Origin of the sequence: Pseudomonas putida (assembly GCF_016406145.1) — a bacterium.
Lineage (GTDB): Bacteria > Pseudomonadota > Gammaproteobacteria > Pseudomonadales > Pseudomonadaceae > Aquipseudomonas > Aquipseudomonas putida_E.
In genome coordinates this window covers 3,301,113-3,324,314 of sequence record NZ_CP066306.1, presented here as the reverse complement: position 1 = coordinate 3,324,314, position 23,202 = coordinate 3,301,113, and the positions used below count along the sequence as shown (strand labels likewise).

The following is a 23,202-nucleotide window of genomic DNA, read 5'->3' as shown; positions in this document are numbered from 1 at the left end:
ATAGGGTAGACATCTCGCAAGGTTGTGCTGCTACTTTCATTTCTGCTTAGCCCACTGGCATTGGGGTCCGGCAGCTTGTGAAAAGATCCAGGGATGACTCGTAGACCAGCGTGTTCACCTTCAGCAGCCCCAGCACGGAATGGAACAGGTTGTCTTGGCTGAGCGCAGCATCGCGCTTGGCCTGCAGGCAGCGGCCGTCGAGCTGTAACGCGCGTTGATAGCCCTCGGAGAACCAGGTGATCATCGGCACATGCTTCTGCTCCTCTGGTGCAAACAGATAGGGCGTTCCGTGAAGATAAATGTTGTATTCCCCAAGCGACTCGCCGTGGTCGGCCAGATAGATCATGGCGCTGTCTACCTTGTCCCCGTTGCGACGTAGCACGTCGATCAGGGTAGCCAGCACATGATCGGTGTAGGCGATGGTGTTGTCGTAGGCGTTGACAATGCTTTCCCGGCTGCATGTTTCAAGCGCATTGCTGTGGCATACCGGCGTGAATCGTTCGAACGCGCCAGGATAGCGCTTAAAATACTCGGGGCCGTGGCTGCCCATCTGATGCAGGACCAGAACGGTGTCCTTGTCGAGATGATCGATCAGTGGCTGCAGTCCTTGCAGCAGGATCTCGTCCCGGCATTCGTGGTCGGCGCACAGCAGTGAATCTTTGTTCTTGCTGACGTCTTGCCGCATGACGCGATCGCAGGTGCCCTTGCAGCCAGACTGGTTATCGCGCCATATAACCGCCAGGCCCGCACGCTTGAGCACGTCGAGCAGACCCTCCTGGTTTTTTGCCCGGGCCACGTCATAGTGCTTGCGGCCCATGTTGGAAAACATGCAGGGGACAGAAACTGCGGTTTCCGTGCCACATGAAGTGACATGGCTGAATGCGACCAGGCCGTCTTCCTTGTTCAACTCGGGAGTTGTATCCCGTGGATAGCCGAGGATGCCGAAGTTTGCCGCCCGCGCGCTCTCGCCCACGACGAGCACAGTAAGGGACTTGCGCGAGTGGCGCGCCCAACTGCCATCGAGTCGTGCGTCCTGCGCAATCGGCATGAAGGGTTGCTGCGCCGTCTTGAGTTCTTCGCGTGCATAGCTGATCGAAGCACCGATGACATTGCTCGGCACGATCATGAGGCGCAACTCGTGATGGTTGCGAAACAATGAAGACAAGCCCTTGTAGTTGAGGAGGCTGACGCCACCGATCAGCGATACGCAGAGCAGCACTGTCAGGCCTTTACCAACCAGCTCCTGAGGCCATGGACGGTAATGGATGGGCGTTTTCCAAAGGATGTAGCCAGGCAGCACGCCCAGCGCCAGCAGGTAGCCCAGCAAGGTTGTCGACAGCAGGGCCTGGACTTCGCTGGTATCGGTTTGCGCGACATTGCGGATCATGCCGACATCGATCAGTACGCCATATTGGTTCATGAAGTAGGCTGCACCCGCACTGATGATGAAGAGCAGTATGAGTGTCGGTTTCAATGTGCGACCGAACGTGAATAGTGTAATAAGCAGGTTGAATGCGCACGCTATCAACAGAGCGAAAGCGAACCGCATCATCATGCCCGATCCATTTGGCTCCGTAATGGAAACCAAATGCACCCAGAGCGGTGCATTGAATCCCATTAACAGAAAGACACTGGCAAGCATTGTTACCAAGGCAGGACGCACTGCTTTTATCTTGAACATAAAACCCTACGCAATCAAAACCGGGGCATCAACGCAGACTTGCGTTGGGGGCATGGGCGCGCAAGTTAGGGCATGTTCCGTGGCGTTTTTGTGAAAACGTCAGTGAAAAGATGTCTGTTCAAATGGCTACGGTACCAGGCCAAGCTCAAGGTCGACGGTGCTTGGTCGATCCTTAGGCGACATCACATTTTTTTCACAAGTTGATAACCTCAAGACCACGCTGAGCGACTTAGGATCCGTAGCGGCAACCTCGCTGAATGTTCAAGGGTCCGGACTGCAGATCTTGTAGCCATCACCGCGCACGGTATGCAGCAGTTTTTTAGCGAACGGCTTGTCCACGGCCTGCCTGATTTGATGGATATGGTTGCGGATACTGTCGCCTTTCCTATTGTGCCAGGTCGATCCCCAGAGCAACTCTTCAAGTGTCTTACGCTTGACGATGGCGGGGCTACTTCGCATCAGCAGTTCGAGTATCTTCAGATTGGCGGAACTGAGATTGACCAGCGTGTTCCCTCTATGGACTTCCAGCGTGTCCAGATCGAGTTCGAGATCAAGCAAGTGAAGCTTGCGGCCGTTATGTCCGGTACGCCGGTAAAGGATGGCTTCGAGCCGGGCAAGTATCTCGGCCATGGCGAAAGGCTTCACCACGTAGTCGTCGGCCCCTGCTTTGAAACCCATCAGCCGATCATCCAACTCATCTCGCGCGGTGAGCATGATGATGGCGGCCGGCGACTTGGAGCGCATGCGTAAAAGGTGGCAGATCTCGTTACCATCAATGCCAGGTAGCATTATATCGAGGATGATCGCGTCAAAGCATCCGGTCTCGGCCAGGTGCAAACCGGTCAGGCCATCACGTGCGCCCTCGACGGCGTGCCCCCTGAGTTCGAAAAAATCAACAAGGTTGTCATGGATGTCACAATTGTCTTCAACGATCAGCAGTTTCATTCGAGCGCTTTCCTAAAGGCCATGGCTAGCATTGTCAGGTGGGCTGGCCCAACAACGGGCTTGCATTTGATGTTCCTGGCAGTCGCTGGTGTGTCGACAAAATGTTAAGTATTCGTGAAAAGCCACGGCTTGTTAGTGAGAAGGCGTCACGGTTCTGGAATTGATTACATGAAAAGATTCTCATTACATGCAGTGCCTGTATCCCGCCCTTTTAACTTTAGACTTGCAGTCGGACTGCCGATTTTGGCCATGATGGCGATGCTTGCTTCCAACGTAACTACCATCGATTTCTATTTTGCGCGGATGTCCTACGTTCCCGGTTTCGGGTTCTATGGCCGGCACAGTTACTGGCTGGAAACCGTGCTGCATGAACGTGTCAAACAGGTCGTCATCCTGTTTGCCCTGGTATTGATCGCCGGCCTGGTGGCCAGCTTGGTGAACCCGAAATTTCGGCTGTGGCAAAGACCGTTGGGCTACGCCGTTCTGACGATCGGGCTGTGCACCAGTATCGTGACGCCGCTCAAGGCACTGACCGAAGTGCAATGCCCGTGGAGCTTGCAGGCGTTTGGTGGCAGCGAACCTTATGTTCCCCTGCTAGCAGACCGCGTGGACTCGCCCAAGCCGGGCCGATGCTGGCCGGGCGGGCATGCCTCCACTGGATTTGGCCTCCTGGCCCTGTATTTCGCGTTGCGCGACCGCCATCCACGGGCCGGCCGGGTGGTTCTTGCCCTGGCCTTGGGACTTGGGACGCTGCTATCGGTGGGCAGGATGCTGCAAGGCGCGCACTTTCTTTCTCACAATGTCTGGACCCTGTTGATCGACTGGCTGATAGCGGTGTTGTGCTACCGATGGCTGCTCTATCGGCCGAGCGCTGATGGCATCGAAGAAACACCAGTGCGAGGGGGCGACGAGGTGCACAGTGTGGAATGATCCCGCTCGGTTCGACGCAGACTTTTTTCACATCCGCTTCACCGCGCCCCAATCTGTCCGCACTTACAGTTCGAGCAATCGAGAAGTGCCAGCTTGAACGCGTTATCGGCACGCCAATCAGAAATCTCGCGGCATTCAGGGGCATTAGATGAGTATTTTGCGGTATTGGCAGCACACTGCCTGTATGGGGGCAGCTGTTTGTTTCGCGCTTGCGTTGCTGAGCGGATGTCAGAGCACCAGTCAGCGCCTACTGGCTGAAGGTTATCCCGCGCCCTTTGTCAGCGGCTTCGATGATGGGTGTGCAAGCGGTCGACAAGCGGCCGGAGCACTGGGTGAATTCCGAAAAAAGGTCAGCACCTACCTCCAAGACCCGCAATACGCTACGGGTTGGGACGATGGCTTTCGCCAGTGCCAGGCCAGTGCTGCCAGCGACATAGAGCGAAACTTGAAACTCGATAGCCAGGCGGATCGCGAATGGAGACATGAAAAGGCCCAAGCATGGGGCAGCACATTGAGAAAGTCGTCGAAAAAACCATGAACCGCCGCGCCCCTCCTTTCAGGTTTTTTTCACATGGGCTTCACTGTCGTGCCATGCATGCCTCCCTACAGTGCCGCGACTCATAGGGGCACGCGCCTGGTTGCTGCCTGCCTCGTCTACTTTTCGGAGCGACACCATGCAGCAAGGCATCATGCAGCGTCACGCTGTTCCTCAGCGTTCACAAGAACGCCGATTTCACGCAAGCAATCTGAAGAAAGCTGCGATAGGCGCTCTTATTGCGCTTGCTGCCGTTTCCACATGGTATGCCTCTCAAGCGCAGGTATTAGATGTGAGTAGTGCGAAGGAGATGCACGATAGCGGGATCTACACACAATGGGCCAAGGGCGAGGTGATGGTGCTGATCCGTCACGCCGAGCGCTGTGACCGCTCGCATAGCGCCTGCCTGGATGACCCGGCGGGCATCACTGTCGCCGGTAGCCAGATGGCCACCGATGTCGGCAAGGGGCTTGCACGGCTTGGCCTGGAGAATGCCGAACTCCTGAGCAGCCCGAAAGTTCGCACTCAGCAGACGGCCCACTTCATCTTCGGCGGGCCGATTCTCACACAAGACTGGCTGAGCCAATGCAACAAGGGCTTCGCCGACGCCGCGCTTAGCCATAAGAACAGCGGGCGCAACCTGGTATTGATTACCCACAGCGGTTGCATCGACCAGCTGGAGCGGCACTTTAAAGTGGCTGGGGGAGAACGCTCCAGCGCTTACGCCAGCGCGCTGTTTATCTCTGTGGCCGATAAGGGCAAAGCACGCATTCTTGGACAGATGAACGCCAGTGTCTGGAACCACCTTGTTTCCAGCACAGGACTGTAAGCATGCAGCTTTCTCGCCGTACTGCCTTCTATGCGAGCAACCTGGGCATACCGCTGTTGCTGGCCGTGATCGTCTTCCTGCTATTCGATATAACTCACCTGGACCAACAGATCAGTAATTTGCTGCTCGATCCAGCGACCGGCCAATTCCCATTGCTGCACAACCAATGGTTCGAAAAAGCAACCCACAAGCTGCCACGCGTTCTGCCGAACTGGACAGGGGAACTGGCGATTATTGGCAGCCTGCTTTCCTTTGTCTGGCCGCTGAGCGCGAAGTTTCCTCACCTGGTCTCAAGCCGGCTTTTTCAAGCAACCCGCATCGGGACTGCTTTGCGATTTACCACACGTTATCGCAGAGACTTTTTCTATGTTGTGGTGACGTTCGCGGCATGCACTGGAGTGATCCACTACCTTAAGAGCCACACCGGCATCTACTGTCCAGTGGAGACAACTCTTTACGGCGGAGCAGCACCCCATAAGGAGTGGTTCACCCACTTCAATTGGCTGGATAAGGCCCCCGCTGGCCGGTGCTGGCCGGGCGGCCATGCCTCCAGTGCCTTTACGTTGTTGGCCGTTTATTTCGTGGCCCTCCGACACCGATGGCCGCATACACGCAAACTCCTGGTAGTCATCCTCTCGCTCGGCTTCGTGTACGGCACCACCCGTGTATTGCAAGGCTGGCACTATATGTCACATACCTTCTGGGCCGGGATTTTCGTCTGGCTAACTGCCTGGACGAGCGCATTGTTGTTTTACGGACGTCCCGCGTTGCAGATCGCACCCCAGGAAATTGAAAGCCAGGCATCGATGGTCGTCATCGATGCTACTCAACCCTGAAGCAGTAAGTGGAAACGGTCTCTATGACTGGATGGCAGCCGGATCGAGATCGAGGTTTTTGCTCAGAACTCAAGGCGCACGAGAAAACGTCAAGGGCGCTGACTTTTTCGCCGAACAATGCACTAGTGTACTGTCTCAAAAATAAATATCTCTGTTCTAGCTACGCTTCCAAAGATCCGTGCCCTATGGGGCGATGTCACGGGCGCCAATGGCCTGAATCGATGCACACCGGGCAAGCTGGCGCGCTGCGCCCCTGCAGCGCGTGTCTGTTTGCTCGGCGCGTCATCGTTGCTATCACTCACGCCTGCTTGGCTGATTGATGGCCAGAGGATTGCGTCACTTCTTACCAGGAAGCACCGAGCTCAGTACCTGCTTGGCTGTCTGGACCATGACGCTGGCCTGGTCCGGGTCGCCCTTGAACAAAGAGCCGGCGAGTTTCTTCGCCTGTTCGAGTTTGATATGAGGCGGCAAGGGCGGCACGTTGGGGTCGGTCTTGAACTCGATCAATACCGGCCGATCGGCGCTTAGCGCACGCTCCCAGGCCGCTGCGACGTCATCTTCACGGTCGACGAAAATGCCCTCCAGGCCGATGGAGATGGCAAACAGGTGATAAGGCACGTCAGGGATCGTCTGGGACGCCTCGAACTTGGGGTCGCCCTCCATCACACGTTGCTCCCAGGTGACCTGGTTGAGGTCCTCGTTATTGAACACCGCGCAGATCCATTGCGGGTTCTCCCACTGCTGCCAGTATTTGGCTACGGTAATCAGCTCGGCCAGGTTGTTCATCTGCATCGCGCCATCGCCGACCAGTGCCACCACCGGGCGCTGCGGATGGGCGAACTTGGCGGCGATGGCGTACGGTACCGCAGCGCCCATGCAGGCCAGGCCGCCTGACAGCGAGCACTGCATGCCTTGCCGAATTTGCAGGTCACGGGCATACCAGTTAGCGCAGGAACCGGAGTCGCTGGTCACCAGAGTGTTGTCGGGCAGGCGAGGGGACAGCTCGTACACCACGCGTTGCGGGTTTATCGGGTCCGCTTTGACCATTGCGCGTTTGGCCAGGGTCTTGTCCCAACGTGCACGCCAGCCTTCGACTTTCTTACGCCAGCGGCGGTCGGATTTTGTCTCGAGCAATGGCAGCAATGCGCGCAAGGTCTCCCCGGCATCACCCACCAGGTTGACCTCCATCGGGTAACGCAGGCTTAGCATGTCTGGCTGAAGGTCGATCTGCACCCCACGGGCCTGGCCTTCCTTGGGCAGGAACTCGGAATAGGGGAACCCTGAGCCGATCATCAGCAAGGTGTCGCATTCGGCCATCAACTGGTAGCTCGGTTCGGTGCCCAGCAAGCCGATGGCGCCGGTCACCCACGGCAGGTCATCGGGCAAGGCGGCCTTGCCCAGTAGCGCCTTTGCCACACCTGCGCCGAGCGTGTCGGCGATTTCGATGATCTCTTCGGTAGCCTGCAAGGCACCGGCTCCGACCAGAATGGCCACTTTGCGCCCAGCGTTGAGTACCTCGGCGGCACGCTGCAGGTCGCTGTCGTAGGGCACCACCTTGGGCTTGCTGTAACCAACGCCGGAATGCACGGTGCCATGGGCGCGGGCCGGTTCCTGGTAGGGCAGGTCCTGCAGGTCATTGGGCAGGATCACCGCCGTCACTCGCCGTTCGCCGACGGCAGTGCGCACGGCGCGGTCGAGTAAATGGCGTACCTGCGAGGGTGTGGAGGCTTGTTGCACGAATGCACCGGCCACATCCTTGAACATCGACAGCAAGTCCAGTTCCTGCTGATAGTGGCCGCCCAATGCCGCTCGGGCTTGCTGGCCGACGATGGCCAGCACTGGCATGTGGTCCATCCGGGCGTCATACAGCCCGGTGAGCAAGTGCGATGCGCCAGGCCCGGAGGTTGCAATGCACACGCCCAGTTCACCGGTGAACTTGGCATGGGCGCAGGCCATGAATGCTGCCATTTCCTCGTGGCGGGCCTGGATGAATTCGATCTTGCCGTTGGCCCGGCTCAACGCGCCGAATACACCGTTGATACCGTCGCCGGGGTAGCCGAAGATGCGCCGCACCCCCCATTGATACAAGCGCTCTACCAGAAAGTCGCCTACCGTGCCTGTCATTGCCTTCTCCCGTTCGCTGGCCGATAGGGGTCTGGACTTGGCGCGGTTTACGAAAGTTTCAACTGATATGCTTGCCTGCGTGGATCAGCCGCCGTTTCAAGCGTTTTGGGGCTCACAGGCTATCCGGATCCCCGAAGAACATCTGAATCCGCGACCTTAACCAGCGCTCCGCCGGGTCATTGTCCTGCGCCCCTCGCCAGGCCATGTGCAACTCGAAGCTGCGCACCGCTATCGGCAGGTCTTCAGCCCGCAACCCACCCGCAGCAGTCAGCGCATCAGCGGTGTAATCCGGCACCGTGGCAACGATGTCGGTCCCCGCCAGCAGGCTGCCCAGGCCGTTGAATTGCGGCACGGCCAGGACCACATGGCGCTTGCGGCCGATCTCTTCCAGTGCTTCGTCGATGAAACCGGACAAGTCACCTGCGAACGACACCAGTGCATGCGGCCGTGCGCAGAAGTCGTCGAGGGTGATGCTGCCGGGCACGCTGTCGGCGCGCAGCAGCTTGGGCATGCTGCGGCGCAGCACCTTGCGCTTGGCGTTGGCGGGCAGTTCGCTGGTGTAGCTCACCCCCACCGAGATTTCGCCGGAGGCCAGCAGGGTAGGCATCAGCAGGTAATTGACCCGGCGCACCACCAGCACGATGCCGGGCGCCTCGGCGCGGATGCGCTTGAGCAGCTGCGGCAGCAGGGCGAATTCGGCGTCGTCCGACAGGCCGATGCGGAACACCGCGTTGCTGGTGGCCGGGTCGAACTCGGCGGCGCGGCTGACCGCGGTGGAGATGGAATCCAGCGCCGGCGACAGCAGGGCGAAGATTTCATGTGCCCGCGCTGACGGCTCCATGCTGCGGCCCGTGCGCACGAACAACGGGTCGTCGAACAGGTTACGCAGGCGCGACAGCGCCGCGCTGATCGCCGGCTGGCCAAGGAACAGCTTCTCGGCGGCACGGGTCACGCTACGCTCATGCATCAGGGTTTCGAACACGATCAGCAGGTTGAGGTCTACGCGACGCAGGTCGTTTCGATTCATCGGTGCGCTTCGCCTAAAGTGGGGCAGGGGTGAATCTTAAGGCCAAAGGCTGTTAACCTGCACCGATTTGTGGGGCCGATGCACAGAAATGTGAGGTGCCCAATCGATGACAGGCATGTCGACTATTAATAGCCACTGATGGTCTAACGGCAAAAGCCCGGATAAAGTCCGTGGTAATACGAGATTCACAAAGGCGAGGTATGCGATGTCCCGCATGATCCGGTTCCACAAGTTCGGCGCTGCCGAAGTGCTCCGCTGCGAGGAGCAGGCCGAACCGTCACCTGCTGTCGGCGAGGTGCAGATCCGCGTCGAGGCCATTGGCGTGAGCTGGTACGACGTGCTTTGGCGGCAGAACCTGGCGCCGTCCCAAGCCCGTCTGCCTGCGGGGATCGGCCACGAGATGGCCGGTGTGGTGACTGCGGTGGGTGAAGGTGTCGATGACATTGCAGTGGGAGACCGGGTGGCCAGCTTCCCGGCGACCAGTGCCAATGATCACCCGGTGTATGGGGATGTGATCGTTCTGCCGCGCACGGCGATTACCCGTTATCCGGATATCCTCACACCGATCGAAGCCAGCGTGCATTACACGCCGCTGCTGATCGCCTACTTCGCCTATGTCGACCTGGCCAGGGCCAAGGCCGGGCAGACCGCACTGGTCACCGATGCCAGCCATTGCGCAGGGCCCGCCTTCGTACAGCTGGGCAAGGCCCTGGGGCTCAAGGTGTTCGCTGCCACCAAGGAGCCGGAGCAGCGCGAATATCTGCTGGGCCTGGGCGCTAACAAGGTGATTGTCACCGAAGAGCAGGACTTGCTCATGCAGGTGGGCAAGTACACCGACGGGCGCGGCGTGGACATGGTCCTGGACGGTATGGGCGGCCCGCAGATGTCACTGCTCGGCGATGTACTCGCGCCACGCGGCAGCCTGGTGCTTTATGGCCTGCAGGGTGGTAACCAGACACCATTCCCGGCCTGTGCGGCGTTCCAGAAGAACATCCAGTTCTACGTTCACTGCATCGGTAACTTCACAGGCAAGCCGGAACTGGGCATTAGCCAGGACCAGGTTGCGCTGCAGCGCGCCCTGCGCGATATCAACCAGTTCACGGCTGACCAGTTGCTGACACCGCAGATCGTCAAGGTGTATCCGTTTGATCAGGTGGTTGAAGCGCACCGGTATATGGATGAGTGTCCTTGTGGCGGCAGAGTGGTGCTGGACTTGGGGGCGGGCTGATATACGCTCGATGTAAAGGGAACCCGGGCTTGGCTCGGGTTTTTTTTCGAGTGTTCGCAGCTTGATGGTGCGCCTCCCGCGCGGTGCTCGATAGCCGCAACGCCATAAAGTTCTAGGCGTTCACTTTCCAATACTCTATCTCCCCGACAATTCGTGAATAGTCTCTTGCTAGGACTTTTCCTACAATTAACTAGTATCCGTCCTACATAGAAACTATTGCCGCCTCGCGTGCATGCAGATGTCTTGAAAAATCTTTCTCTTTGAAAACTTCCCCGTGTCGAGCGCACATTGACCTGCCATTCGGCTGAATGGTTTTTTTACCGGCGTCTGTATCTTTTAATCGTCGAGCAACGCCTGATAATGGCGTAATGATGCTTTACGCAAGGAGCGTGTAATGGAGAAGAACAACCCTGGTTTTTGGTGTTTTGGCGCGGCGGAGGGCTCACGCAGGGGTTCATTTTGCTCAATGGCATGGCGACAGTAATTCGTCACTTCAGTTTCTCATAAAGATTTGTAGGAAGATTCTTCAGATTTGATTCGCCGCCTATTCATTCATGCAAAAGTGCATCGTTGGCGGTGGAAAGAATGAAGTAGTGAGGTGGCATGTGAGCAATATCCACGACCAAGCTATGCATCATATCTACCAACAGGTGCTGGACCGCGTGTTGGGCCATATGTCTCAGGTCCAGCGCGCCTCTTTGCAGTTGTTGGTTCAGCGTTTGCTGGTAGCCGCAGGTGGCCCGGAATATATCGGTACGTTCAGGTTGCTCGTGCTGCTAGGCGCAGACTGCCATAGCGCCCGGCTGCTGGCGGTCTTGCGTGCGGCCCAGTTGAGCATTGCCCAGCGCGCACCTGTCACCTTTCAGTTGCAGGTGGTGGCGGTGTGCCTACCCGCAGCCAGCAGCGCGCTTCTTGAGCAGCATGAGCGTGTTTTCAGTGCCTTGTTTCTGCATGACGATCCCAGGGTCCAGTTGCAGATGCTCGAAGCCGGGCAGGTGGTGTCGTTCACCCGCCGGCCCTACCTGGCGGCCGAACCCTGGGCGCTGGCGCGCGATGCCTTGCTTGTGTTTGGCCATCTTGTCGATACGCGGCCCGAAGCACTTTTGGGCAGTCGCACGCACCTGGAACTGGGCGCAGCCCTGTGTCTGGCGCTCGACGGCCAACCGGCAGTCGATGCAATGGTTACCGCCATACCTGCGCGACAGCGGCTGCGTTACCTGGCGTGGGCCCGCAGGGGCCTGCGCCAGGCGGGTGGCGGGGGGGGAGCAAACCTGCATCAGTGCATGGCGACGCTTGCCAAGCGGTTGAGTCAGTTGCACAACACCGCCGGCACTTCACTTGGCGAGCCCGAAACGCCTGGCACCGAGTGCTACTCGGACCGCCTGATCAGGCTGATTACCATCGACGAACTGTTGCCCCAGCTACTGAGTGAAGGTGAGCTGGACTTGATGATGGAGTGCCACTTCGAGCCTGTGCAGAAGGCCATGCCACTGGCAAGTTTTCTCGACCCGCTGGCCTTGGCCCAGCTGCATGAGTTGCGGTCGCGCTGCAATGTTCCTGTGGAGGCAGGCTTGGCGCAGCGTCTGCATGGTGAAAGGTCGCCAGCCACGCCACAGGCATCGCAGCACAGCCGTTTTGCCAAGGCCTATGGACTTGAGCGAACCCAGCTCGTTTGCATGCTCCACAGCCCGTTCGCCAACAAGGGGCGCGGGTTGGAGCGCTTTCTGCAATGCTGCCACGCCGATATGCTGGTGGCACTGCCTTATCTGCATCGCGCCATGCAGGGCAAACCCTGCCCCGATCCCGTCAAGGATTGGTTGGTAAACACCAGTGGTTTGTCCCTCGGCCAATTGCGAGCTATTTATGAAGGGCGTTTGCATGACAGCGCCTTGCCCTTGCTGGCAAACCTGGCACGGCGTGATGTGCATCTGGGGCTGGTGGCCAACCGGCCCGCAGCTGGTTTGACTGCCTGTGAGGGCTTACCTGATGGGGCGTGAATTCGCCTACCAGACGGTGTATCGATATCTGCAAGCGCTTATCGATGAGGCCGCGCGGGGAGGTCAGCGCCGTTTGCCCTCACTGCGCGCCCTGTCCAGGCACCTGCGCGTTTCATTGGCCACTGTGCAAACGGCCTACGGATTGTTGGAACATGAAGGGCGGGTACTGTCGGTACCTAAGTCCGGATACTTTGTGCCGACCGGAGTCATCAAGGGCGTAACGGCCACTGCAGAGTCGGATCAGGCTGTGCTGGCGCATCCGGCGATGGAACGTGTTTTGTTCGCTCACGAACGACGGCTGGCGCGACAGCGAGCATGTTCATCGTCCGGTGCCCAGAGCTCGGGAGAAGTTCGCCTGCGGCATGTATTGGCCGAACGTTACACCCGATCGTCCCGGCAATCCTGGCGTGCTGAAGATGTGCACCTGGGGCCCGACATGCAGGCTGTGCTGGAAACGCTGCTGGAAGCATTGGCGTTGCATGGCAGCACGGTCCTGGTCGCATCGCCGTGCTGCTGGCGTTTGCTGAGGGTTTTGCAGCGTTTTGGCTTGCATGTGCTGGAGATGCCCGTCGACAACCATGGCAGCCCTGACCTCGGCAGCCTTGCTCGCCTGCTGGGGCGTGAGTCGGTGCGCATGATGGTCATACCGTCATGCCTTGGCATGCCCACGGGGCGGTTGATGTCGCAACAGGACCAGCGGCAGATTGCCCACTTGCTGGCCTCGCATCCTGTCTGGCTGCTGGAAAACGATCTGGACAGCGAGCACTGTTTCGACACCCCTCCAGGGGCACGTTTGCGTGACTGGGTCGACCAACGGTGGCTGTTGGTGCTGGGGTCGCTGCAAGCGTTGGTCGGTGCCGAGGCTCCCTACGCGTATGTACTGGGCCTGCATGGCACCTTTGCCGAAAGGTTTTCCCGACGAGCCTTCCAGCTACCTCCTATGCGTCAGCAGGCCTTGGCGCAGATGCTCAGCAATGGCGAGGTCGACGGGCTATTGCGCCGACGCCGGCTGGAGCTGCGCAAGCATATGGAGCATTTATGCCATCAACTCAATGTTTGCCTTGGCGGGCAGTTGGCCTTTGACATGCCTGACGGGGGCTATGTCCTGTGGGTGCGCATGCTTGAGCCAATCGCCTTGGATCGAGTTGCGCCAGCTTTGTCTGGTCCGGTCTTGCAAGTACTGGCGGGTGCGCGGTTCAGCTTGCAGGGGCGTTATCAGCAGTACCTGGCGCTTACTTGGGCAGGCGACCAGCCAGAAGCGCTAAGCGAGGCGCTCTACCGGTTGAAACAGGTGCTGGCGCCGCGTCGCGGGCGGCAGGCTGACAGCAAAAGCTGATCGCCTGCCCTGGCATGTCACGTATCATGGCGCCCTGTTCATTCATATTCAGGAGCATCTGCATGGGCACCCCACATTTTCGCCGACCTGTTCTCCAGGATGCCGAACGCTGCTACGAGATTGAAATCGGCGCGTACGAAGGGGATGAAGCCGCGACCCTTGAAAAGATCCGCACCCGCATCGCGCAGTACCCGGAGGGTTTCCTCCTGCTTGAGGTCGATGGCGAGGTCGTGGGTTTCATCAACAGTGGCTGTGCCCACGACGTGGTGATGTCCGATGAGGCCTTCAAGGAGCTGGTAGGCCATGATCCGGCGGCCGCCAATGTAGTGATCATGTCCGTTGTGGTGGACCCGGCTTTTCAGGGCAAGGGCTACGCGAAGCTGTTGATGAATACCTTCGTGCAGCGGATGACTGCGCTAGAGAAACGCACCATCCACCTGATGTGCAAGCAGCAACATGTCGAGCTGTACCGCAAGATGGGTTACCAGTATGTGAAACCGTCGCCCTCGGACCACGGCGGCATGGCCTGGCATGAGATGGTCATGGCGCTCTGACGTGGCTGAAGCGCCATTGGTCGGTTGTTTGCCAGCCTGACCCACGGGGCTTGCCAGCAGGCGTTATCTGTATGTATAAACAGTGTCCGTTCCTGCTACCCCCGACCCCTCCCTGTGATCGCCCATTCCGTCGACGACCCGCTCTACTACCTGCATAACTTTCGCCAGGTATTGCTGTGGGTCGAACACCGTTATGCCGACCTGCTCGATACCCAGGAGCTGGCTTTCATCCATGCTTTTGCCAGGCTCGAGGAGCCAGCCCAGGCGCTGCTGGTGCGCATGGTGATGCGCAAGGGCGAGCTGTTTCGCAGTGACCGACTGGAATATGCCGAGATCGGCGATACGCGTGCGGCCTTGCAGCCACTGCAGGCGCTGGGCTGGGTGCGCGAACCCGAGCAGTTGAGCCTGGAACAGTTGTTCGCCCTGCTTCGCAAGGAGGAACTGGCCAGCGGTTTTGCAGGCCTTTTGAGCCGACCGCGTGCGGCCAAAACCGATCTGCTCGCGCAACTTCAAGTCTTGGAACTGGCGCCCAGGCCGCTGTCCGAATGGTTTATCAGCGCTCCGGTGCGCATCGTACAGTGGTGCCTGCAGCCGCTGTGCGACCGCATGCGTCTGCTGTTTTTTGGCAACCTGTACCAGGACTGGTCTGATTTTGTCCTGGCCGACCTGGGCGTGCTGCGCTTCGAGCAAGTGCCATTCAGCCCCGGCTCGCGGGCCTTGCAGCAGCGCAGCGACGTTGACCTGGCCATGGCTTTGCACCAATGCGCCGAGCGATTGGAGTCGGATGAGGCGCCTGCGTCGATCCTTCAGGCATTGGCGGGCTGGCGCAGCGAAAACCCCTGGCTGGCCCGGCGTCACGCGCGCTTGCTGTTTGCCTTGGGCCAGCAGTGCGAGCGCCTTGGCAACTGGGACCTGGCATTGACGGTGTATGCCCAGAGTAGCCATGCCCAAGCGCGCATCCGCCAGGTGCGGGTACTGGAGCGCAGCGAGCGCTGGCAAGAGGCGCATGCCCTGGCCGTGCACCTGGCTCAAGCGCCTGCCAATGCCCTGGAAGTCCAGGCGCTTGAGCGCATGTTGCCGCGCCTGGTGCGCAAACTGGGCGGGCCGGCGCAGCGCCGGCGGCGTGTCACACCCGCGCAGGTGATCGAGCTCGAGCTGCCTCGCGAGCAGGCCGCGCTGGGTGTCGAGGAGGCTGTTCGGCAGCACCTGGCGCAAGCAGGCGGGCAGGTTCACTACGTCGAGAACACGCTGCTCACCAGCCTGTTCGGGCTGTTGTGCTGGGACGCGATCTTCGCCCCGATTCCCGGCGCTTTCTTCAACCCCTTCCAGGCTGCACCGCAAGACTTGCACGACTGCGACTTCCAACTGCGGCGCGCTGCTCAGTTCGATGCTTGCCTGGGCCGGCTAGACGACGGCTCGCATCAGCAGGCCATCCTCGACTGCTATGCCGCCAAGCAAGGGCTACAATCGCCGTTCGTGTTCTGGCAGATGCTCAACCATGCCTTGCTCGTGCAGGCATTGGCCTGCCTACCAGCCGCGCACCTCAAACAGTGTTTCCTGCGCCTGCTGCAGGACATACGCAACAACCGCACCGGCATGCCTGACCTGATCCAGTTCTGGCCGGAGCAGGGGCGTTACCGCATGGTCGAGGTCAAAGGGCCGGGCGACCGCCTGCAGGACAACCAGTTGCGGTGGCTGGAATTCTGCGCCGAGCATGGCTTGCCGGTAGCTGTCTGTCATGTGCGCTGGAGCGAGAGCGAGTGAGCTACCGCGTGGCAGTGCGCGCTTTGTGTGAGTTCACTGCCAAGGTCGGTGACCTAGACCTGCGCTTCACACCGTCGCCCACTGCCCAGGAGGGCATCGAGGGCCATCGCCGCGTAGTGGCCAGGCGGTCCGCGGGGTACGAAGCGGAGGTCGCACTCGAAGGCGCTTATCAGGGCTTGCAGGTGCGCGGTCGCGCCGACGGTTATGACCCCGCCGCAAACCGTCTTGAAGAGATCAAGACCTACCTTGGTGACTTGGCCCGCCAACCTGGCAACCATCGCCAACTGCACTGGGCGCAGGCCAAGGTCTATGCCTGGCTGCTGTGCCAGGCGCGACAGTTGCCCGCCATCGAGGTGGCGCTGGTTTACCTGAACGTGGACAACGACAGCCAGACGCTGATCAGCGAGCATTACAGCGCTGCCGAGCTGCAAGCTTTTTTCGAAACCCAATGCCTGTGTTTTCTGGCTTGGGCCCAGGGGCAAACACAGCGCCTGGCCGAGCGTGACCGAGGCCTGCAGACCCTGGGCTTTCCTTACCCGCAGTTTCGCCAAGGCCAGCGGCAACTGGCCGAAACCCTGTACAAGGCGGTCAGCACCGGGCGCTGCCTGATGGCCCAGGCCAGCACCGGTATCGGCAAGACCCTCGGCACACTGTTCCCGTTGCTCAAGGCCATGGTGCCGCAACAACTCGACAAAGTGTTCTTCCTGACCGCCAAGACCCCAGGCCGGGCGCTTGCGCTGGAGGCCCTGCAGCAGATCACCCGGGCCACGCCGCAGCCCGCGCTGCGCACCCTGGAACTGATTGCCCGCGACAAGGCCTGCGAGCACCCCGACAAAGCCTGCCATGGCGATGCCTGCCCATTGGCCCAAGGCTTCTACGACCGCCTGCCGGCGGCGCGTGAGGCTGCAGCCCGGTTGCCGTTGCTGGACCGCGCAAACCTGCGCGATGTGGCCTTGGCACACCAGGTTTGCCCGTACTACCTGGGGCAGGAAATGGCTCGATGGGTCGATGTACTGGTTGCCGACTACAACTATTATTTCGACGCTCATGCCCTGCTGTTCGGCCTGACACAGGCCAACCAATGGCGCGTTGCGGTTTTGGTTGACGAGGCTCATAACCTGGTGGAGCGTGGCCGCGGCATGTACAGCGCCAGCCTCGATCAGGGGCAGTTGCAGGCGTTGCGCCAGCGCAAACCGCCAGGGCTGGCCAGCGCGCTGGACCGGCTGAACCGCCAATGGAATGCCCTGTATAAGGCGCAGCGAGCGCCTTATCTGGCCACCGAGCAGTTGCCGGACGCCTTTCTGCGTGCGCTGCAGCAATGCATCGGGCTGATCCAGGAGCGCTTGAACGAGTCGCCCGTCGAAGTGGATACACACATCCTGCAGTTCTATTTTCAGGCGCTGCAGTTCAACCGGGTTGCCGAGCTGTTCGATGAGCATTTCCTGTTCGATGTGAGCCTGCGCGAAGGCCCGCGCCAGCGTCGCCTGGCCACCTTGTGCCTGCGTAACGTAACGCCCGCCAAACTGCTCGGCCCGCGCATGCAGGCAGCGCGCAGCGTGACGTTGTTCTCGGCCACGCTCAGCCCCCGGCATTTCTACACCGACCTGCTCGGCATGCCACCGGATACAGCGTGGCTTGAAGTGGCGGCGCCGTTTCGCGCCGAACAGCTCGAAGTGCGCATCGCCAGCCAGGTCTCTACCCGTTATCACGAGCGTCGGGCCTCGCTGGCACCGATCGTTGCGCTGATCGCCGAGCAGTACCAGCGCCAACCCGGCAACTACCTGGCGTTCTTCAGCAGTTTCGAATACTTGCAGCAAGTGCATGCGCTGCTGACCGAGCAGCACCCGGCGATAGCAGCCTGGGCCCAGGCGCCGGGCATGGACGAAGCCGCGCGTCAGGCCTTTCTGGCGCGCTTTGCCGCCGACGGGCAGGGCGTTGGCTTTGCCGTGCTGGGCGGGGCTTTTGGCGAAGGCGTCGATCTACCGGGTACCCGGCTGATCGGTGCATTCGTCGCCACCCTCGGGTTACCTCAGGTCAACCCGGTGAACGAACAGTTCAAGCAGCGCCTGGGGCGCCAGTTCGGCGCTGGTTTCGACTACGTCTACCTGTACCCCGGTGTACGCAAGGTGATCCAGGCTGCAGGCCGGGTGATTCGCGGCGATCAGGACCGCGGCGTGCTGGTGTTGATCGATCAGCGCTTCGCCGAGCCGCATGTGCAGCAGATGTTCCCCAGCTGGTGGCAGATAGCCCGCGAATAATCCTCGGCAAGGCCTTCGCACCTCATTGCAACTCCCAGTACACTGCGTGTTCCAACTCCAACATCCGTTGAACTCGAGGTTTCTGCATGACGCTCAGTCCTTTGGCAGGCAAGCCGGCTCCGGCCAGCGTGCTGGTCGATATCCCCCGCCTGCTCACCGCTTATTACACCGGCCGCCCCGACGCTGCCGTAGCGGCCCAGCGCGTGGCCTTCGGCACCTCGGGCCACCGGGGCAGTTCGTTCGACCTGAGTTTCAACGAAGACCACGTGCTGGCGATCACCCAGGCCATCTGCCTGTACCGCCAGGAAAAGGGCATCGACGGCCCGTTGTTCATCGGTGCCGATACTCACGCGTTGTCCGCGCCGGCAGCCGCCAGTGCCCTGGAAGTGCTGGCCGCCAATGGCGTGCAGGTGATGCTGTCCAAGGACGATGAATACACCCCGACGCCTGCGGTGTCCCACGCCATCCTGTGCTACAACCGTGGCCGCGATGGTGGGCTGGCCGATGGCATCGTAATCACCCCCTCGCACAACCCGCCGCAGAGCGGTGGCTTCAAATACAACCCGCCCAACGGTGGCCCGGCTGACAGCGATGTGACCAAGTGGGTCGAGGCCAAGGCCAACGAACTGCTGGCCGCAGGCCTTGCCGGCGTCAAGCGCATGGACCATGCGCAAGCCCTTCAGACCCCGAGCACCCAGCGCCACGATTATGTCAGCCACTACGTTGCCGACCTGGAAAACGTCATCGACTTCGACATCATCCGCAGCGCCAACCTGCGCCTGGGCGTTGACCCGCTGGGTGGGGCAGGGGTGCGTTACTGGTCGGCGATCGCCGAGCATTACAAGCTGAACCTGGAAGTGGTCAACACCGAGGTCGACCCGACCTTCCGCTTCATGACCGTCGACTGGGACGGTCAGATCCGCATGGACCCTTCGTCGCCGTACGCCATGCAAGGCCTGATCGGCCTGCGCGAGCGCTTCGATGTGGCGTTCGCCTGCGACCCGGACCACGACCGCCACGGGATCGTCACCGCCGATGGCCTGTTGCAGCCAAACAACTACCTGGCTGTGGCCATCGACTACCTGTACCGTCACCGTCCGCAGTGGCGCAGTGACGCTGCCGTAGGCAAGACGGTGGTGTCCAGCGGCCTGATCGACCGTGTTACCGCGCGCCTGGGCCGTGACTTGTATGAAGTGCCGGTGGGCTTCAAGTACTTTGCCCAGGGGCTGTTCGACGGCTCGTTGGGCTTTGGCGGCGAAGAAAGCGCCGGCGCGTCGTTCCTGCGCAAGGACGGCACGGTCTGGGCAACCGACAAGGATGGCTTGATTCCGGCGCTGCTGGCCGCCGAGATGACTGCACGCACCGGCCGTAATCCAAGCCAGGCCTATGCCGACCTCACGGCGGCGCTGGGCAAGCCGTTCGCTACCCGTGTGGAAGCGAAGGCCGATGCTCGGCAGAAGGCGTTGTTGAGCAAGTTGGCGCCGGAGCAGGTCAAGTCGACCGAACTGGCCGGAGAACCCATCGAGCAGATCCTCAGCCACGCGCCAGGCAATGGCCAGGCCATCGGTGGCCTGAAGGTGATGACCGCCAACGGCTGGTTTGCCGCACGGCCATCCGGCACCGAGGACATCTACAAGATCTACGCCGAGAGCTTTATCGACGAGGCGCACCTGCAACGCCTGGTGGCAGAGGCGCAGGTATTGGTGGATGCCGCGATTGCCTGATTGACCCGTGAAGCAGGGCCGCAGCGCGGCCCTGCTTGTTCAAGCCACATCGACCAGCACGATCTCGCTGTCTTCGATCGCGGTCACTCGCAGCACGTCTTCCTGCTCGATCGCCACGCCATCGCGGCCCTTGGCCCGCAGCCCGTTGACCTCAACCAGGCCCTTGGCCGGCACCAGATAGCCTCGGCGCCCTGTATCAAAGCGGTACTCGGCCGTTTCGCCTGCCCGCAGGGTTGCCGCTACCAGGCGCGCATCGGTGCGGATCTGCAGGCTTTCATCATCGCCCGCCCGGCCGCTGGCCAGCGTTACGAAGCCTTCCCCGCGCTCGCCTTTGGGGAACGGTCGGGTACCCCACGACGGCGCATCGCCGACGCGCTCCGGTACGATCCAGATCTGGAAAATACGAGTATCGACGTCTTCCAGGTTGTACTCGCTGTGCACGATGCCGGTACCGGCACTCATGACCTGTACATCGCCGGCTTCGGTACGGCCTTTGTTGCCCAGGCTGTCTTGGTGGGTGATGGCGCCTTCACGCACATAGGTGATGATTTCCATGTCGCGGTGTGGATGCGGTGGGAACCCGCTGCCGGCGGCGATGAGGTCATCGTTCCATACTCGCAGGTTGCCCCAGTGCATACGCGCCGGGTCATGGTATTCGGCAAACGAGAAGTGGTGATGGGCATCGAGCCAGCCGTGGTTGGCGTGGCCAAGGCCTTCGAAAGGTCGCAGTTGCAGCATGATCTTGCTCCTTGAGTGGGTGGAATGGGCTCATGATGCTTCAAAGAAAGATCGAAAATAAGCGTAAATATCGGCTAATTACCATCGTTTAATTAGATTGGTTGCAGCGATGTGAATTGTGCGATTCATCGCCTAATCCACTGATCTGCAAGCATTCGCTGGCGATTTTTTGCCGATGCGGCGAACATGCACGCTGTTTCGATTTTCAACGGAGTGACCGTGGCCCACGAGCAACCCCAGGCCCCTGCCGAACTGACCCCGCCCGCGCAATTGCCCTGGCTTCGCCGCCTGGCTGCACGCCTTTTGGGCCGTGGACTGAGCCGCTTGCAGGCGCAACACCGTGACTCCTGGTTCCTGGGCCATGCCATCGGCCAGCGCAGCGGCCACGCTGATGGCATGCGCGAAGGTTTCGAGCGTGGACGGGTGGAAGGTTACGAGGCAGGTCGCCAGGTACTGGTGATTCGCGATTCACGCCCTGATAGCGCTGCCGTACCTGGCCGGGATGACCTGTTGTTCGACGACTGGCGCCTGCCGCTGACCACTGAGCTGAAAAAGCGCTTCAAGGCTGATGTAGCTCAAAGACTGCCCGCCGAGGCGCAGCCCAGTGCCGCCCAGTGGAAGCTGATATTCAGTGACACGCCCTCTACCTGCGTGGTGGCCGGGGCCGGGGCTGGCAAGTCCACTTCGCTGGTGCTGCGCATCCTGCTGCTGCGCCATTACCTGGGCTACGAACTGGACGCGATGACGGTGGTGACCTTCACCCGTGAGTCACGCAAGGACTTCATCAAGCGCCTGGTGCAGGTGTTCTCGCTGTGGCAGCTCGACCTGCCTCCGGTGCGCGCCCGCGAGCTGGTACGTACCTTCCACTCGCGCATCCTGCCGCTGGTCCGCAGCCTGCCCGGCTTTGGCCAGGTGCGTGCATTCGAGACCCTGGGCAACGATATGCCAGAGGGGCGTGAGGCGGACGCCGAGAGCAACCCGTTTGACCTGCGCCTGAACGACGCCCAGCGCCAGCAGCTCAATCTTTGCTATCGCGACCTGCTCGCGGAAAACCCGCGCTTTGCCGAAATCATCGCGACCCTGCGAGGTGAAGCCCTGCAGCTCAAACCGCTGGACCCGGACCACCCCGACGTGCAGAAGCGCGTGCAGGTGACGCAACTGGCTGCCCAGCGCGACGAAGAGCTGTGCGACGTGATCGAGGATTTGTGGTTCGCGGCGGGCGTGTGGCCGATCAAGGGCATTGAGCCGTGCCGTGAAACGGTCGACATCCGGGGCAGCCGCTTCCATGTGCATGGCCGTCTGGAAGGCCTGGATGCCTGGGTGGTGCTCGGTTTCGACCCGTCGGAAAGCGCACAGTACCAGCGCCCGGGGGCCAAGCTTGCGGTGCGCGCCGAATGGGCGGTCAAGCGCACGTTGCTGCAGGCGTTCTGCGACAGGCCGCTGATCTGGTTGGACAACTATGCCATGGCCCGGCGCCTGGCCGCCTCGCTGGCAGGTGACGCGGTCGCGGGCCCCGGGTTCGAGTACAAGGTCAAGGGCGAGTTGGCCCCGGCACCGTTGCTCGATGCCTTCGTCGGTGCCGCCAACTTCATCGAGAATCTGGGCCTTGAGGTCAACAGCGCGGTGGCGGCGATGAGTTTCCCGTCCGGCGACAGCGATGCATTGTTCTTCGAGGCGCTGGCACTGTATTGGAAAGCCCTCGAGGCGCACCTGCTCAACCAGTCGCCGCCGGTGATGAGCTACAACCGCATGTTCGCCTTGTTCGGTGAGAACAACCCGGAAAACCTGAAACTGCTGCCAGACCCCTTGCTCAGGCCATTGGCGCATCTGATGATCGACGAGTTCCAGGACGTATCGCCGCAGATCGTCAGCTGGCTGCGCGCCAGCCTCGCGGAAATCCGCCGCCGCGGACCGGCCATTCACACGGGGCGCACCGCCCAGTACTCTTCTCTGCTGTGTGTGGGTGACGATTGGCAGTCCATCTATGGCTGGCGTGGCAGTTCGCCAAAGTACTTCATGGAATTCACCAAGACCTTCCCGTCGCCGGCCAACACTCGGGTGATGCTGGTCGACAATTACCGTTGCCAGCAACTGGTCATCGATGCTGCCGAGCATCTGGTCAAGGGAGCGCCATCCATCACCGGCAAGAAGGCCAGAGCTGCGGGCCCCGCCGCCGAGTTGCCGGTGTCGGCAGTCAAGGTGTACGAACGTGACGAAGCGGTGCTTGGCCAGACGCTCATCGAGCATTACCAGCGTGGGGAATCGGTGATGATGCTGTACCGCAAGGGTGCCGACAAAGCCTTGATGAGCGAGCACCTGGCCTGCGTGCTACAAGGCGAAGCGGCATTGCCGCCCGATCAAAGGCGTCTGCGCCAACTGACCTACCACAGCGCCAAGGGGCTGCAGGCCGATGCAGTGTTCATGCTCGGCGACTGCCAGTACCTGACCAGCTCGCCGTACAAGAACCAGGTGTATCGCCAGGCCGGCCTTGGCCGTGCCGGTGATGCCCAACCGTTCGATACAGCGCAGAAGGAAGAGGTACAGCGCTTGGCCTATGTGGCGGTCACCCGCGCCGCCAGACACTGCTATTGGCATGTCGAGGCGGCCAGCGGTGAAGCGGCAGCGGCGCCACGGGCTTCGAGCCAGGTGGATGGCCGGCAAGCCTTCTTCGAAGACCTGCGCGGCCAATGATCACG

17 protein-coding genes are annotated in these 23,202 nt (G+C 60.7%); 12 read left to right on the top strand and 5 right to left on the bottom strand.

Going from position 1 to position 23,202, the window contains the following annotated elements; translation table 11 throughout:
• Positions 1 to 46: 46 nt before the first annotated feature.
• Together JET17_RS15140 and JET17_RS15135 are read right to left on the bottom strand one after the other, a co-directional pair.
• Positions 47 to 1,681 (bottom strand): phosphoethanolamine transferase, encoded by a 1,635-nt coding sequence (locus JET17_RS15140; protein ID WP_012314834.1) that lies wholly within the window; start codon positions 1,679 to 1,681, stop codon positions 47 to 49.
• A gap of 261 nt (positions 1,682 to 1,942) precedes the next feature.
• Positions 1,943 to 2,626 carry a response regulator transcription factor gene (locus tag JET17_RS15135; RefSeq protein WP_012314833.1) on the bottom strand — a complete coding sequence of 228 codons (684 nt, stop codon included), beginning with the start codon at positions 2,624 to 2,626 and terminating at the stop codon, positions 1,943 to 1,945.
• A gap of 168 nt (positions 2,627 to 2,794) precedes the next feature.
• Between JET17_RS15135 and JET17_RS15130 the strand changes: the two genes are divergently transcribed.
• The 4 genes from JET17_RS15130 to JET17_RS15115 all read left to right on the top strand — a co-directional run bounded on the left by JET17_RS15130 (position 2,795) and on the right by JET17_RS15115 (position 5,756).
• Positions 2,795 to 3,556 carry a phosphatase PAP2 family protein gene (locus JET17_RS15130; protein WP_012314832.1) on the top strand — a complete coding sequence of 254 codons (762 nt, stop codon included), beginning with the start codon at positions 2,795 to 2,797 and terminating at the stop codon, positions 3,554 to 3,556.
• 148 nt (positions 3,557 to 3,704) lie between these two features.
• On the top strand, positions 3,705 to 4,094 hold the full coding sequence (locus tag JET17_RS15125) for a hypothetical protein (RefSeq protein ID WP_196996485.1): 390 nt from the start codon (positions 3,705 to 3,707) through the stop codon (positions 4,092 to 4,094).
• A 136-nt stretch (positions 4,095 to 4,230) separates the two neighbouring features.
• On the top strand, positions 4,231 to 4,920 hold the full coding sequence (locus JET17_RS15120; protein ID WP_042111510.1) for a histidine phosphatase family protein: 690 nt from the start codon (positions 4,231 to 4,233) through the stop codon (positions 4,918 to 4,920).
• 2 nt (positions 4,921 to 4,922) lie between these two features.
• Entirely contained in the window at positions 4,923 to 5,756 is an 834-nt protein-coding gene (locus tag JET17_RS15115) for a phosphatase PAP2 family protein (RefSeq protein ID WP_012314829.1), read from the top strand.
• A gap of 336 nt (positions 5,757 to 6,092) precedes the next feature.
• Here the strand turns inward: JET17_RS15115 and JET17_RS15110 are convergent, their stop codons facing one another.
• Complete coding sequence (locus JET17_RS15110; protein ID WP_012314828.1) at positions 6,093 to 7,880, bottom strand: thiamine pyrophosphate-requiring protein; 1,788 nt, start codon at positions 7,878 to 7,880, stop codon at positions 6,093 to 6,095.
• A 112-nt stretch (positions 7,881 to 7,992) separates the two neighbouring features.
• On the bottom strand, positions 7,993 to 8,907 hold the full coding sequence (locus tag JET17_RS15105) for a LysR family transcriptional regulator (RefSeq protein ID WP_012314827.1): 915 nt from the start codon (positions 8,905 to 8,907) through the stop codon (positions 7,993 to 7,995).
• 205 nt (positions 8,908 to 9,112) lie between these two features.
• Here JET17_RS15105 and JET17_RS15100 point away from each other — a divergent pair, with 205 nt between their 5' ends.
• The 7 genes from JET17_RS15100 to pgm all read left to right on the top strand — a co-directional run bounded on the left by JET17_RS15100 (position 9,113) and on the right by pgm (position 19,768).
• Positions 9,113 to 10,135: a zinc-dependent alcohol dehydrogenase family protein gene (locus tag JET17_RS15100; protein ID WP_012314826.1), complete on the top strand. Its 1,023-nt coding sequence runs from the start codon at positions 9,113 to 9,115 to the stop codon at positions 10,133 to 10,135.
• Positions 10,136 to 10,740: 605 nt separating this feature from the next.
• Positions 10,741 to 12,132, top strand: coding sequence for a hypothetical protein (locus JET17_RS15095; RefSeq protein ID WP_012314825.1), 1,392 nt, complete (start codon positions 10,741 to 10,743; stop codon positions 12,130 to 12,132).
• The gene (locus tag JET17_RS15090) at positions 12,122 to 13,468 is read left to right on the top strand and encodes an aminotransferase class I/II-fold pyridoxal phosphate-dependent enzyme (RefSeq protein ID WP_012314824.1); all 1,347 of its coding nucleotides are present in this window, start codon (positions 12,122 to 12,124) and stop codon (positions 13,466 to 13,468) included. The genes JET17_RS15095 and JET17_RS15090 overlap by 11 nt, the downstream gene beginning before the upstream one ends.
• A 62-nt stretch (positions 13,469 to 13,530) precedes the next feature.
• Positions 13,531 to 14,022: a GNAT family N-acetyltransferase gene (locus tag JET17_RS15085; RefSeq protein WP_012314823.1), complete on the top strand. Its 492-nt coding sequence runs from the start codon at positions 13,531 to 13,533 to the stop codon at positions 14,020 to 14,022.
• 114 nt (positions 14,023 to 14,136) lie between these two features.
• Positions 14,137 to 15,786 (top strand): VRR-NUC domain-containing protein, encoded by a 1,650-nt coding sequence (locus JET17_RS15080; protein ID WP_012314822.1) that lies wholly within the window; start codon positions 14,137 to 14,139, stop codon positions 15,784 to 15,786.
• The gene (locus tag JET17_RS15075) at positions 15,783 to 18,044 is read left to right on the top strand and encodes an ATP-dependent DNA helicase (protein WP_012314821.1); all 2,262 of its coding nucleotides are present in this window, start codon (positions 15,783 to 15,785) and stop codon (positions 18,042 to 18,044) included. Before JET17_RS15080 ends, JET17_RS15075 begins: the two co-directional genes overlap by 4 nt.
• An 86-nt stretch (positions 18,045 to 18,130) precedes the next feature.
• Positions 18,131 to 19,768 carry a phosphoglucomutase (alpha-D-glucose-1,6-bisphosphate-dependent) gene (gene pgm / locus JET17_RS15070; RefSeq protein WP_012314820.1) on the top strand — a complete coding sequence of 546 codons (1,638 nt, stop codon included), beginning with the start codon at positions 18,131 to 18,133 and terminating at the stop codon, positions 19,766 to 19,768.
• 39 nt (positions 19,769 to 19,807) lie between these two features.
• Here the strand turns inward: pgm and JET17_RS15065 are convergent, their stop codons facing one another.
• Complete coding sequence (locus JET17_RS15065) at positions 19,808 to 20,506, bottom strand: pirin family protein (RefSeq protein ID WP_012314819.1); 699 nt, start codon at positions 20,504 to 20,506, stop codon at positions 19,808 to 19,810.
• A gap of 186 nt (positions 20,507 to 20,692) precedes the next feature.
• Between JET17_RS15065 and JET17_RS15060 the strand changes: the two genes are divergently transcribed.
• On the top strand, positions 20,693 to 23,197 hold the full coding sequence (locus JET17_RS15060; RefSeq protein ID WP_012314818.1) for a UvrD-helicase domain-containing protein: 2,505 nt from the start codon (positions 20,693 to 20,695) through the stop codon (positions 23,195 to 23,197).
• The last annotated feature ends 5 nt before the right edge of the window (positions 23,198 to 23,202 follow it).

Excerpts from the sequence above, each read along its gene's own strand:
- JET17_RS15125 (WP_196996485.1), top strand. The coding sequence starts at position 3,705 with ATGAGTATTTTGCGGTATTGGCAGCACACTGCCTGTATGGGGGCAGCT.
- JET17_RS15120 (WP_042111510.1), top strand. The coding sequence starts at position 4,231 with ATGCAGCAAGGCATCATGCAGCGTCACGCTGTTCCTCAGCGTTCACAA.
- JET17_RS15115 (WP_012314829.1), top strand. The coding sequence starts at position 4,923 with ATGCAGCTTTCTCGCCGTACTGCCTTCTATGCGAGCAACCTGGGCATA.
- JET17_RS15110 (WP_012314828.1), bottom strand. The coding sequence starts at position 7,880 with ATGACAGGCACGGTAGGCGACTTTCTGGTAGAGCGCTTGTATCAATGG.
- JET17_RS15140 (WP_012314834.1), bottom strand. The coding sequence starts at position 1,681 with ATGTTCAAGATAAAAGCAGTGCGTCCTGCCTTGGTAACAATGCTTGCC.
- JET17_RS15085 (WP_012314823.1), top strand. The coding sequence starts at position 13,531 with ATGGGCACCCCACATTTTCGCCGACCTGTTCTCCAGGATGCCGAACGC.
- JET17_RS15065 (WP_012314819.1), bottom strand. The coding sequence starts at position 20,506 with ATGCTGCAACTGCGACCTTTCGAAGGCCTTGGCCACGCCAACCACGGC.
- JET17_RS15135 (WP_012314833.1), bottom strand. The coding sequence starts at position 2,626 with ATGAAACTGCTGATCGTTGAAGACAATTGTGACATCCATGACAACCTT.
- JET17_RS15090 (WP_012314824.1), top strand. The coding sequence starts at position 12,122 with ATGGGGCGTGAATTCGCCTACCAGACGGTGTATCGATATCTGCAAGCG.
- JET17_RS15100 (WP_012314826.1), top strand. The coding sequence starts at position 9,113 with ATGTCCCGCATGATCCGGTTCCACAAGTTCGGCGCTGCCGAAGTGCTC.
- JET17_RS15130 (WP_012314832.1), top strand. The coding sequence starts at position 2,795 with ATGAAAAGATTCTCATTACATGCAGTGCCTGTATCCCGCCCTTTTAAC.
- pgm (WP_012314820.1), top strand. The coding sequence starts at position 18,131 with ATGACGCTCAGTCCTTTGGCAGGCAAGCCGGCTCCGGCCAGCGTGCTG.
- JET17_RS15105 (WP_012314827.1), bottom strand. The coding sequence starts at position 8,907 with ATGAATCGAAACGACCTGCGTCGCGTAGACCTCAACCTGCTGATCGTG.
- JET17_RS15060 (WP_012314818.1), top strand. The coding sequence starts at position 20,693 with ATGCACGCTGTTTCGATTTTCAACGGAGTGACCGTGGCCCACGAGCAA.